Here is a 12,572-nt window from a genome sequence, read left to right on the forward strand (position 1 = left end):
GCCGGGGAGGTCACCTTTGATGTGGTCACGGACCAGACCAGTGCGCATGATCCCCTGTCTTACCTTCCTGAGGGCATCACCGTGGCCGAGTGGCATGTTGAGGCCGGGGCGGATCCGGAAGGGTTCACGAAGAAGGCTCAGGCGTCCATGGCCCGTCAGGTCCAGGCGATGGTGGAGTTCCAGGATGCCGGGGCTGAGGTGTTCGATTACGGCAACTCGATCCGGGATGAGGCCCGGAAGGGTGGGTACGAGCGGGCGTTTGAGTTCCCTGGCTTCGTTCCGGCGTACATTCGGCCGTTGTTCTGCGAGGGTCTGGGCCCGTTCCGTTGGGTGGCGCTCTCGGGCGATCCGGAAGACATCGCGGTGACGGACGCGGCGATCAAGGAGTTGTTCCCGGAGAACAAGCACCTGCACAAGTGGATCGATGCTGCGGCCGAACGGGTGGAGTTCGAGGGGCTGCCGGCTCGTATTTGCTGGCTCGGGTACGGCGAACGGGCCAAGGCCGGGTTGTTGTTCAACCAGCTCGTGAAGGAGGGCAAGGTCAAGGCCCCGATCGTGATCGGCCGTGACCACCTGGACTCGGGTTCGGTGGCGTCTCCGTACCGGGAGACCGAGTCGATGAAGGACGGCTCGGACGCGGTCGCTGACTGGCCGCTGTTGAACGCTCTGACCGCTGCCTCCTCGGGTGCTACCTGGGTTTCCATCCACCACGGCGGTGGTGTTGGTATCGGCCGGTCCATCCACACGGGCCAGGTTTCCGTCGCTGACGGCACTGAACTGGCAGCCCAGAAACTCGAGCGGCTCCTGACCAACGACCCCGGCATGGGCGTCATCCGCCACGTCGACGCCGGCTACGACCGCGCCATCGAGGTCGCCAACGAACGCGGCGTCCGCATCCCCATGAACGAGACCGCCAGGGCGCGGTAACTGCCTCTCGAAGGAAACCCCGGGACGGATAGGCGAGGCATCCTTGCCTAGCCGTCCTGGGGCAACCTAGGCATGAGTTCGAATAACAAACGATCAGCACATCCACCTGAGAGCGAGGAAACGCACCATGGAAAGGGAGAGCCCGGGACCGTGGACATCAGTCGCGATGGGAACGCGGGTGACAATGACAAAAGGCGGCCACAATCCGTTTCGGGGGACTGTGGATGATAGAACCGCGGATGGCACAATTCTCTGGATCCTTTCCAGGACAGGGATTCGGAAGCTCTTTCATACTGAGGACGGGTTTCAGTTGACCCCAGGTGAACGATGACGGCACTCTTACCACTAGCGTTCCAGCCTGATACCCGGAATCATGCTCCGGATGAATACTCATCTCGAGATAGTGCAGGCGTCGAACAACAACAGTTGTCTTGTCCGGAGGACTGCTTTTACTGCACTGCACCGGAAACGGATTAGCCCTGGAAACTGACTGGAAAGGACCGGTTCATGGTCACGATTGATGGCTTGACGCTGAACTTGGCCGATGTCGTCGCAGTAGCCGACGGTGAAGACGTCGTGCTGGCTCCGGAAGCTTTGGTCCGAATGGACGAATCGCGTAAGTCTGCGGAAGCTACGGCGTTGCGCCGTCCGGTCTACGGCCGATCGACCGGGGTTGGAGCGAACCGCACCGTTTCGCTGACGGAAGCCGAGGGTGGGGACACCCACGGGCTGAAGCTTCTGCGCAGCCACGCTGTGGATGCGGGCCGTGCACTGGATCGCAGGACAGTTCGTGCAATGTTGGTTGTCAGGCTCAGCCAATTGGCGGCTGGCGGATCTGGGATCAACCCCTCCATTGCCGAGAAGTTGGTGGAACTCATCAATAGCGATGTCGTTCCGGAAATCCGGGAGTTCGGTGGCATCGGAACTGCGGACCTGCAGGCATTGGCCGGCACGGCGCTCACTTTGTTGGGCGAACGCCAGCCATTGGGTGGCGGCAACGTTCCGGTTCGCCTCACGGGGTGGGCCACGTCCGATGCCCTTCCGTTCATCAGCTCCAGCGCGCTGACTATTGGCCAAGCGATCTTGGCGCAGCAAAAACTGTCGAGGCTCGTGGATAATGCAGCGTCAGCGGCTGCAATGTCCTTCATTGCCATGTCCGGCAACTCAGAGGCGCTGAGCCCCGCAGTAGCGGCGGCTGCAGATACTCGAGAGGTGTCGTCGGCCGCAACGATGTTCCATGGCATGGTTCATGGCAGCGGCGAGCCTGCCCGCATTCAGGATCCTTACTGCTTGAGGACCTTGCCACAGATTTTTGGTTCCCAAACGGAGGAACTAGCGGGCTTGCATGCTCTTCTGAGCCGTCTTGTCACAGCGGGCAATGAGAATCCGCTCGTTTACGGCTCGCCGTCAGACGGCACGAACGACGTCGCGCACCACGGGCTCTTCCAGATGACAAACCTTGCCCGCCGCGTGGATACGTTGCAGCTGGCCATCGGCGCGGCGTGCGCCACTCACCTTCGGAGGATCGACCTCCTTTGCGACCCAAGGTATACGGCCCTGCAACCCTTCCTGGCTGAGGACGGTTCAGGTCAGTCAGGGGTAATGATGCTCGAATACGTGGCTGCTGCCGCCGTCGGCCGCATTCGGGCCAACGCCCAGCCGGCAAGCCTGCAGACTGGGGTGCTGTCCCTCGGGGCTGAGGAGGATGCCAGCTTCGCAAGCGTGGCCACCGCCCAGTTGGAGTCGACGGCGGACGCACTCGCCACCGTTGCCGCCGTCGAGCTTGTTTGTGCTTCCCGTGCCCTGCGGCTGCAGGGGCGACGCCCCGAAGAGTTCGCCAGCGAGCGGCTGCGCGCCATGATGCAGGCAGGTTTCACGCTGCCGTCCGACGTTGGGGATCGCGACCTTCGTGGTGACCTGGAGCTGGCCATCGAGTTCATAAAAGGTTAATACTGGGAGTAAAGGGTTAGTACTCGGAGCTGCCGACCAAATTGCACAAATGACAATGACCCAATGGAAACGGCAGGCAGTCCGGAGACTGCCTGCCGTTCTCTTTGAACCAGCTATTTGTGGGCCGATTGTCTATGAACCGGGTCCTTAGCAGCCGGCCTTGTATGTCCAGGCATCAATGCGCCGGAACGGATTCCTTGGCTGCTGCCTTGGGATCCGTCAGCTTCTTGTTGGGCAGGGCGAAGCTGATCAGGAAGGCTACGAGCATGAGCCCGGCAGCTGTCAGCATGACGATGTCGATCGCTTGGGCAAAGCCTTCGGTGATGGGCCGTGTCAGCGTGCTGTTGGCCGTATGAAGCCAGCTGGTGTCATTCAGGGACTCGTTGTTGGCACCATTCTTGAAGAAGTCGAAGAGCTTGGCGTTTGCCGGGTCCGATGCCACAGCGGGGTCCGTCATCACTGCTTGGTAGTCCGGGCTGGAAGCGGCGGTCTTCATGCCGTCGGCTATTTTGTCGGCCGCTGTGCTGAACAGCATGGAAATGAACACCGCAGTTCCCACAGCCCCGCCCATGGAACGGAAGAACGCCGCAGTGGAGGTGCCCACGCCCATGTCCTTGGGCGGGACCGACACCTGCATTGCGAGCGTGAGCGGCTGCATGCAGAAGCCCAGTCCGACGCCGAAGAACACTGCTATCAGGCCGGGAACCCACAGTCCGGTATCGACGCCCAGCACCAAACCCATGACGGTGGCCGCAGCGGCCAAGATAGCGGTACCCAGGATCGGGAAGATCCGGTATACCCCTGATGAGGAGATGGTTCGGCCGGCAGAGATCGAGCCGAAGAGGATGCCCACAGTAAACGTGATCATCATCAGGCCAGCCTCGGTGGGAGTCAGCCCCTTCACGAGCTGCAGGTACATAGGCAGCATGGCGATTGCGCCGAACATGCCGATGCCGATGATGAAGTTCAGAAGCGACGACAATCCAAACGTCATGTTCTTGAAAAGCCGCAGGGGAATCAGTGCGTAGTCCCCGGCTCGCCTTTCGGCCAGGAGGAAGGCCACGATTCCGATGACGCCAAGTCCATAGCAGAGCCAGGATGCGCCGGAGGCCCAACCCCAAACGCGGCCCTGTTCTGCAACCAGAAGCAGGGGGACAATGGCCAGTGTGATAGCCGCAGCACCCCAGTAGTCGATCTTTTGCTTCACGTGCCGTGCAGGAAGGTGCAGGTACATGAAGACCACCACAAGGGCGGCGAGCCCGATGGGGAGGTTGATGAAGAAGACCCACCGCCAGCCTTCGAAGCCCAGGATGTTGGCCGAGCCCGCGAAGGCCCCGCCGATCACCGGGCCCAGGACGGAAGAGATGCCGAAGACTGACATGAAGTAGCCCTGGTACTTGGCCCTGTCCTTCAGTGCCACGATGTCACCGATGATGGTCAGCGCCAATGCCAGCAGGCCACCGGCGCCGAGACCCTGGATGCCGCGGGCAATGGCGAGCTCCGTCATGGAGTGGACCGATCCCGCGTAAAGGGAACCAATCAGGAAGATCACAATGGCCACGAGGTAGAGCGGGCGGCGGCCGAAAATATCGCTGAGCTTGCCGTAGAGCGGGGTGCTGACCGTCGATGTGATGAGGTAAGCCGTGGTTGCCCACGCCTGAAGAGACAGGCCATCGAGGTCGTTGGCAATGGTGTAGATGGACGTGGACACGATGGTTTGATCCAGCGAGGACAGGAACATGCCGAGCATGAGCCCCACCATGACGGTGAGTGTCTGACGTTGCGTCAGGACCTCACCGGCAGCCCTTACGGGCGCAGTTTTGGACATATCTTCTCCAGAGATGGCAGAAAAGTGAGTTAAGCAGGATAGTTGCTTTCAGTAACTATCTTACGGTCCCATTGATTCCCGCCGAGAGAATGTTTCTTCGACTTTTCTTGTAAGTCGGTGCCTTCAGGAGGGTTAGCGCTCCACCAAAATGCCGTCCGTGTCGCAGAAAATCATCACGCCGGGCTGGATCCGCACGCGATCGATCACCAGCTGGACGTCAACCTCACCCACGCCTGTCTTGGCGCTCTTCTTCGGGTTGCTGCCGAGTGCTTTCACGCCCAGAGGCAGGCGCGCGATGGCCTCGCGGTCGCGAATGGCCCCGTTAATAACTACTCCCGCCCAGCCGTTTGCTACGGCACTTTCCGCGATCATGTCACCCATGAGCGCGGTCCTCAGTGACCCCTGTCCATCGATGACCAGAACCGCTCCGTCCCCGGGAGTGCTCAGGACGGTCTTGACCAGGGCATTGTCCTCGAAGCATCGAATAGTGCGGACCGGCCCACTGAAGTGTGTGCGGCCACCCAAATTCTGAAACTGGACGGCGATGGATTCCAGTTCCTCGCCGCGTTCGTCGTAGAGATCGGCGGTATTTACTTGCTCGCTCATAGTGCTGCTCCTCTATCGGTTTGAGGCCACACTAACGCCTGCGTCAGGGCTGCCGCAGGAGATGTTTCGGCCTATGTGGATAAAAAGTGCAACGGCGGTTTACTGTCGCTCGACCGCGCTAGGCTGAATCCAAACATTGAAACGAGGGGGAACCTGCGATGAGCTTGTCCGATCTACCGGGCCCGGTGCCGGATCCAGCCGTAGTACGCGGAAGTACCACAACGGCACTGGCGGAGCCTGTTACCCGGGTTCGGCCGATCTGGGTCACCGGCGTCGTGCTCGTGAACCTGGGCATCAACGCAGCATTCTTTGGTCCCCTTCAAGTTCTTCTCGGGCAGCAGGCAGCCCACTTCGATGAAGGCCAGAAGGAAGCGATCCTGGCTTTGGTGACAGGCTGCGGTGCCGCTGTTTCCATGGTTGCGAATCCCTTGTTTGGCGCCTTCAGCGACCGTACGACGTCACGATTCGGACGTCGTGTCCCTTGGGTCCTGATGGGCGCCATCCTGGCAGCTGTTGCGCTCGTTGCTTTGGCCGGTGCCCCCAATGTTGCAGCCATGACTTTGCTTTGGTGCCTGGTGCAGGCCGGAGCCAACGCCATGTACGCCGCCATAACGGCCGCCGTACCTGACCGCGTCCCGGTTCCACAGCGCGGAACTGTCGGCGGACTCGCCGCGATGGGGCAGACGGTAGGTATTCTGATCGGCGCGGTGATCGCGGCGGTGGTTGTTGGAGACTTTGCAGCCGGGTACTGGCTGTGCGCCGCGGCGCTGCTCGCCGGCGTCGTGCTTTACCTCTTCAAGAATGACGATCAGCAGCTTCCCCCAACCGAACGCCCGCCCTTCAACCTGGCAGAGTTCCTCAAAGGCTTCTGGGTTTCGCCTCAGCGCTATCCCGACTTCGCTTGGGCTTGGCTGACGCGTCTGCTGGTCAGCACCGGTAACCACATGGTCACGTTGTATCTGTTGTTCTTCCTCAGCGATGCCGTGCGCCTCAAGGAAACCGAGGGAATCGATCCTTCTTTTGGTGTCCTCGTTCTTACCGGGCTTTACGCGGTATCGGTCATTATTACCAGTGTTCTCGGTGGACGGCTAAGCGACAAGATGGGCAAGCGGAAGCCTCTAGTCATCGCGTCGTCGGTCATCATTGCACTGGCTTCGCTGATCCTTGCCTTCGCACCAACATGGATCGGCGGTCTCGCCGGGGCGGTGGTGTTGGGGATCGGATTTGGTGCATACCTCGCCGTCGACTTCGCGCTTATCACGCAGGTCCTTCCGACCGGCATGGACCGCGGTCGGGACTTGGGCGTCATCAACATAGCCAATTCACTGCCCCAAGTGATCGCCCCTTTGATCGCATCGCCGTTTGTCCTGTACTGGGGCGGCTACGTCTCGCTATACGTAGCCGCCGCAGTCATTGGGCTCTTGGGCGCCGTGTTCGTGGTGAAGATCAAGAGCGTGGACTAGGCCTAGAACACGGCATTCATGACGTTCCAGCCGCTACCGACAACCGGCTGCCCTTTCCATGTGAAACCGTAGATGCCCCGGCTGCTGAACCCCGAAGGGTCGGCGAGGTACATCGTGAGCTGACCGTTCGGGCTGATGCCGTAAACGTCGTTGTAGCCATCGCCATTGAAGTCACCGGCGACCCCAAAGCGACTCAGCACTTCCCAGCCCCTGCCAATGACTCCGTCGTAGCCGCTGGGATGACCGTACTCATGGAAGAAACCGTTGCGCGGAGAGGACCGAACCTGTAGGTCACCCCACCAACTTCGGGTGAGGACCACGGCCTCGGGTGTGCCATAGAAATGCCCCGCGCCGGCAGCATCCAGGCCCTGCCAAGCCGAGGAGACCTTGCTGGGTGCGAGCCAGCCGCCCCGCCCGTTTCCTGGGTAGAGGAATACATTGCCAGCTGCATCCTGGGCAAGGATGTCATTGGTGCCATCGCCGTTCAGATCGCCGGGTGCGATGAGGTTGATGAACCCCTGCCAACCTTGGCCGATTTGGAACGCCTGTTTCCACGCCCCGGCGCCGTTTCCTTGGTAAAGGAAGAGCCGTCCGTAGCCGTCCCGGCCCATGACGTCCACTGTTCCGTCGCCGTCGAAGTCTCCCGGCGAAACCAGGAGGTTGTATATGTGCCAGCCGTTGCCGATTACTTGCGGTGCCCGCCAGTTGCCTCTCCCATCAGTGGGGTAAAGCAGCAGCCGGCCGGCGGCGTCGCGGGCGAACAGGTCGAAGGTGCCGTCGCCGTCGAAACCCTTCGAGCGGGGCGTCGCTTCGTTCGGCATGGAGTTGGCCGTTTCAAGGCCAGCCTTTGACCGGACGTTAGAGGTGGTAGAAGTTGAAGCAGCTCTCTCAGGAACCGCGGAAGCAGGCATTGCCGAGGCAAGCAGCCCGGCGGCTACCAGAGGCGCAGCAATTAAAGAGAGCAGACGGCGCGCAGGCGCGCGAAGGGCAGAGCTGAAGCCCAAGGATTCCCCCAAATAATAAGGCGGCACAGAGTTGGCCGAAGAGATCAATTGGGATGACACTACCGCCTGCTGGCCCGCTGGCATATAGCGGTCCGAATATTGCGACGCCGTAGGTGGCTGGATGCTAGAACAGATCCGTGAACCCGCCCCATCCCCAGCCGACTACTTCAGCGCCAGCCCAGCCGGCATTGCCGTTGCCGTAGTAGGCGCGCAGTTGGCCCGAGCCGTCCACGGCAAAGACGTCGAGGCTGCCGTCGGCGTTGATATCGCCGGCACTGCCGATCTTGCTCATGCCGTTCCAGCCTTGACCAACGATGGTCATGCCGTTCCAGCCACCCGTGCCGTTTCCGCTGTAGAGCCTTAGGTAGCCGGAAGCATCGCGAGCCAAGACGTCGACGTTCGTGTCGCCGTCGAAGTCCCCGGGAGTGACGATCGCGTTCAGCGCGTTCCAGCCTTGCCCCACGACGGACCTTGGCAGCCAGCCGCCCTCCCCATCACCGGGATAGAGGTAAAGCAAGCCGCCGGAATCGCGGGCCAGGATGTCGTTGGTGCCGTCGCTGTTAAAGTCCCCGGGGGCCACCAGCGACGTGAAGATGTTCCATCCGGTTCCTACCTTGCGGGGACCGTTCCAGCCGCCTGAACCATCGCCGCTGTACAGGTAAAGGCCGCCTGCCGAGTCCCGGCCCAGGACGTCATTGCTGCCGTCGCCGTCAAAGTCGCCGGGGGAAAGAACTGTGGGGAAGATGTTCCAGCCGGCACCAACAGTCCGTGCAGGTTCCCAGCTGTTGAATACGCGCGGGTACATCACCAAGGCGCCGTCGGTGCGGCGGGCCAGGAGCTCGAACGCTCCGCGGCTGGTGAAGCCATTGGGGCGGTTCGAGGCAGATATCGGTGCACTTTCTTCGCTGGCAACTTCCATCCCCTCGCAGGGATGGTTTGCCACGAGGTGCGCTGCGATGGTTTTGCCGCGGTCTTCTTCGCCGAGGAGGTAGTGGGGCCAGGTGGTGTGGTCGGCAGCCAACTCGCCATCGCGGGTCCAGTAGATGCGTGTATCGGGCCCGGAGGCCTGGGCGCAGCCCTTATAGGCCATAGGATCCCATGAAACTGTCAGCGTGGAACCAACATAAGGGGCACCGGTAATTACTGGAGGTTCAGGGTCCATGTTGGCCATGGCGGGAGTGGGGGCAAGTACTACTGCCGCAAAGATTGCAGCCACTGCTCCGGCAATTGCCCGGCGCACGCCGGACGTAGGGCGTGATGAAGCAAACATTGTGTCCTCCCCAGACTTTATGCGGTTAATGGTACCGCGTCTGGGATTTTCCTAGAAGATTGCTGTGAACCATCCAAAGCCTGCGCCCACAACCTCGGAACCCTTCCAGCCGGTCCTTCCGTCGCTGTAGTAGGTCAGCAAGCGGCCTTGCTGGTCCACACCGTAAACATCGGGGTAGCCGTCGCCGTTGAAGTCACCGGCACCGCCCACGAACCTGAGCGCATTCCAACCGACGCCGATCATCCAGGACCGTGACCAGCCGCCTGCACCGTTGCCCCCGTAAAAAAACAGGTACCCGCTGCGGTCACGCGCCAGGATGTCTACATTGCCATCGCCATTGAAATCGCCGGGGGTTGCCAATGCGTCCATGACGTTCCAGCCGGTCCCGACGGCGGCTCGAGGCAACCATCCGCCGGTGCCATTGCCCGGGTAGAGGTAAAGGGCGCCGCCGGGTTCCCTTGCCAGGACGTCGTTGTGGCCATCGCCGTTGAAGTCGCCCGGGCTGATGATGGAGTCGAACACATTCCAGCCATTTCCGATGGACTTGGCCGGTTTCCATCCCCCTGCCCCGTCTCCACCGAAGAGGTAAAGCCCTCCAACGGAGTCGCGCACGATTACATCGCTTTTGCCATCGCCGTCGAAGTCGCCCGGGGAGAATGCCGTGTTGAAGATATTGAAGCCATATCCCACTGTTCGGGCAGGGTCCCAGGCGCTGCCATTCCGCCCGTAGAGCAAAAGCGAGCCGTCGTTGGCGCGGGTCAGGAGCTCGAAGTTGCGTCCGGTGAATCCTGCGGCCCGGTTCACGGCGCCAACAGGCTTGGTTTCGTTGCTGTGCAGGGATTCTCCGCCGCAGGCCGTTCTGCTGGCCGTGACGTGGACGGCCATCCGGGAGCCTGTGTCATCGGACTCAAGGAGGTAGCTCCGGGTTGTTTCGCCGGCTACGAGGAAGCCATCCCGGGTCCAGTACACCGTGAAGTCCGGGCCTTTGCCGCCCCCGCAGCCATAGAACGTATAGGGACCTATGTCAGCCGTCAGCTTTTTGCCCACAAATGCTTGCCCATTGAGTATGGGGTCTGGTCCGCTGCTGGGCGCGGCCGACGCCGATAGGGGACTAAGTGCCATGGCCGCCACAGTGGCGGTCAGCAGCGCCGCTGCAACCCGACGTCGTAATGTCCCCATGCGTGTTCCTCCCGGTGCGCCATCCAAACCTGCATGAAGTGTATGTGTCTGCAGGGTAGATAGCCGGGAACGGCATGGCTCACGGGCGCAAAGGGGCTCTCAGCAAACGGTCATTTTGCTCCCGTATCATTGATGCGATCGGCCAGCCGCGGTTCTTGACCCAGCCGGCCGTTTCCTTGTCAGCCTGCCAAGAGATCGCCGGAAATGCCCGCATCAAACTCACTGGAACCCTACTCCCTTGACCTGACCACGGGGCTGCCCCGTATGGCTGCCGCACCCACCACACCGCGGCAGCAGCTGCGGTATGCCCGCATCCTGAAGACTGCCGAAGGATTTGCCCAGCGGCAGTTCGATACCTTGAGCTTGTCTGACGTTGCTGCCCGCGCTGACATTCCACTTGGCACGCTGTACCGCTACTTTCCCTCTACGGCCCATCTCATGCTGGCCGTCTATCGGCAGCAGTTACGGGAACTCCGCGACGGCGTCCGGCTGCGGGAAGGCAAAGGCCATGCCCTCGCGGGATTGATGATGGAGATCTTCCATCTGCGGGTCATGCAGCCCGGCGTGGAACATTGCCTTATCAGGCCTGCGGGCAAGGACGATGACACGGCGCAGTTACTGCGGGAAATCGATGCCTTGTCCGAGGAAGTGGTTGGTTCGCTGAGCAGGGACCCTGGGAAGGATGCCGTCAGGGCCCGGATCTTGCTGCACTTGGTGAGCGGGTTGGTGCAAGCGGTTCGTTGCCGCAGGCTTTCTTTGTTTGAGGCCGAGAAGGATCTTAAGAAAGCGTGCACACTCCTCACCGGGGAGGACTAAATGACCCTGCTGGTCTAGACCAGCAGGGCGCAAGTACACGTTTTTTGGAATGACGTGAGTCACAATCTGCGGTGGTTGAACGTTTTACTCTCGAATCGTCTCTCTTGGTATTGAATCTTGTACCCTGCGCTCTTCCTTAGGCTGGAAACACCGAAGCGGCTAGCAGCCCCCTATCTGCAGAAGCAATGCCGGACCAGTCACCCTTGGTCCGCACCAGCAGTTCTGTTCCTGCCCGAATCATGCCGTGGGTTCACGGCTAGCCTGAGGAGACAAAGACGTGTCCATTGAGACAATTGCAACTGATAACGAAACCTTGGTACTGAGCGAAGAAGAGATCTTCGCAGCCCACGAGGGCGGCAAGCTGACCATCTCCAGCACCGTTCCGTTGAACAACAAGCGCGACCTCTCCATCGCGTACACCCCCGGAGTTGCGCAGGTCAGCCGCGCAATCCATGCCAACCCTGAGCTTGCCCGCACGCACACTTGGGCCGAGCGCCTGGTTGTTGTGGTCAGCGATGGCACCGCTGTTCTGGGTCTGGGCAACATTGGCCCGAGCGCATCCTTGCCCGTCATGGAGGGCAAGTCCGCGCTGTTCAAGTCCTTCGGAGACCTGGACTCCATCCCGCTGGTCCTCAACACCACCAACGTGGACGAAATCATCGAGACCCTGGTCCGCCTCCGCCCCAGCTTCGGCGCCGTGAACCTGGAAGACATCTCGGCTCCGCGCTGCTTCGAACTCGAAGAGCGCCTCATCGAGGCCCTCGACTGCCCGGTCATGCACGACGACCAGCACGGCACCGCCGTCGTGGTCCTTGCCGCCCTGACCAACGCCGCCAAGGTGACCCAGCGCGAGCTCGCCGGCCTTAAGGTTGTTGTTTCCGGCGCAGGCGCCGCAGGCATCGCCATTGCTGAGATCCTGCTCGCAGTTGGCATCAAGGACGTCATCCTGCTCGACTCCAAGGGCGTGGTCAACGCTGACCGTGCCGATCTCGTGGCAGATCCCGGCAGCGTCAAGGCACGCATGGCCCAGCGCACCAACCCCCGCGGCATCAGCGGCGGTCCGGGTGAAGGACTGACCGGCGCCGACGTCTTTGTGGGCGTCTCCTCTTCCAAGCTGGATGAAGAACACCTGAAGCTCATGAACGATCAGTCGATCGTCTTCGCCCTGTCTAACCCGGACCCGGAAGTTCTGCCTGAGGTTGCCCAGAAGTACGCGGCAGTTGTTGCCACCGGTCGCAGCGATTTTCCCAACCAGATCAACAACGTTCTGGCCTTCCCCGGCATCTTCCGTGGCGCACTGGACGCCAAGGCCCGCCGCATTACGCCCGCCATGAAGATTGCTGCAGCCAACGCGATCGCCGAGCTGGCTGCAGAAGACCTCTCCGCTGACTACATCGTGCCGAGCCCGCTGGATGCCCGCGTGGCACCGGCCGTCACCGCGGCCGTTGCTGCCGCCGTTACCGAGTAGCGGCTACTTACGCAAGAATCGACGACGGCGACGCCTCCCGCTGGGGAGCGTCGCCGTCGTT

The 12,572-nt window shown here is 61.3% G+C and carries 10 protein-coding genes; 5 read left to right on the plus strand and 5 right to left on the minus strand.

Translation table 11 applies throughout. The features are described from left to right. Nucleotides 1-927 (plus strand): urocanate hydratase (gene hutU / locus A477_RS0109245; protein WP_017198724.1); only part of this gene is annotated, 927 nt, incomplete at its 5' end. A gap of 507 nt (nt 928-1,434) precedes the next feature. Beyond that, nucleotides 1,435-2,877 (plus strand): aromatic amino acid lyase, encoded by a 1,443-nt coding sequence (locus A477_RS0109250; RefSeq protein WP_017198725.1) that lies wholly within the window; start codon nt 1,435-1,437, stop codon nt 2,875-2,877. Between the two features lie 175 nt (nt 2,878-3,052). Here the strand turns inward: A477_RS0109250 and A477_RS0109255 are convergent, their stop codons facing one another. Continuing rightward, complete coding sequence (locus tag A477_RS0109255; protein ID WP_017198726.1) at nt 3,053-4,705, minus strand: MDR family MFS transporter; 1,653 nt, start codon at nt 4,703-4,705, stop codon at nt 3,053-3,055. Between the two features lie 132 nt (nt 4,706-4,837). Beyond that, a complete protein-coding gene (gene rraA, locus A477_RS0109260) occupies nt 4,838-5,311 on the minus strand; it encodes a ribonuclease E activity regulator RraA (protein WP_017198727.1) in 474 nt (157 codons plus the stop codon). A gap of 158 nt (nt 5,312-5,469) precedes the next feature. Here rraA and A477_RS0109265 point away from each other — a divergent pair, with 158 nt between their 5' ends. Next, entirely contained in the window at nt 5,470-6,774 is a 1,305-nt protein-coding gene (locus A477_RS0109265) for an MFS transporter (RefSeq protein ID WP_017198728.1), read from the plus strand. Nucleotides 6,775-6,776: 2 nt separating this feature from the next. Here the strand turns inward: A477_RS0109265 and A477_RS0109270 are convergent, their stop codons facing one another. The 3 genes from A477_RS0109270 to A477_RS0109280 all read right to left on the minus strand — a co-directional run bounded on the left by A477_RS0109270 (nt 6,777) and on the right by A477_RS0109280 (nt 10,227). After that, nucleotides 6,777-7,595, minus strand: coding sequence for an FG-GAP repeat domain-containing protein (locus A477_RS0109270; RefSeq protein ID WP_017198729.1), 819 nt, complete (start codon nt 7,593-7,595; stop codon nt 6,777-6,779). 307 nt (nt 7,596-7,902) lie between these two features. Then, complete coding sequence (locus A477_RS0109275) at nt 7,903-9,048, minus strand: FG-GAP-like repeat-containing protein (protein WP_017198730.1); 1,146 nt, start codon at nt 9,046-9,048, stop codon at nt 7,903-7,905. A 51-nt stretch (nt 9,049-9,099) separates the two neighbouring features. Continuing rightward, entirely contained in the window at nt 9,100-10,227 is a 1,128-nt protein-coding gene (locus A477_RS0109280) for an FG-GAP repeat domain-containing protein (protein ID WP_026005485.1), read from the minus strand. A gap of 204 nt (nt 10,228-10,431) precedes the next feature. Here A477_RS0109280 and A477_RS0109285 point away from each other — a divergent pair, with 204 nt between their 5' ends. Both A477_RS0109285 and A477_RS0109290 read left to right on the plus strand, forming a co-directional pair. Beyond that, nucleotides 10,432-11,043 carry a TetR/AcrR family transcriptional regulator gene (locus tag A477_RS0109285; RefSeq protein ID WP_017198732.1) on the plus strand — a complete coding sequence of 204 codons (612 nt, stop codon included), beginning with the start codon at nt 10,432-10,434 and terminating at the stop codon, nt 11,041-11,043. A gap of 277 nt (nt 11,044-11,320) precedes the next feature. Beyond that, a complete protein-coding gene (locus A477_RS0109290) occupies nt 11,321-12,511 on the plus strand; it encodes an NAD(P)-dependent malic enzyme (RefSeq protein ID WP_017198733.1) in 1,191 nt (396 codons plus the stop codon). Nucleotides 12,512-12,572: the final 61 nt, after the last annotated feature.

Source organism: Arthrobacter sp. M2012083, from assembly GCF_000281065.1.
Classification (GTDB): Bacteria; Actinomycetota; Actinomycetes; order Actinomycetales; family Micrococcaceae; genus Arthrobacter.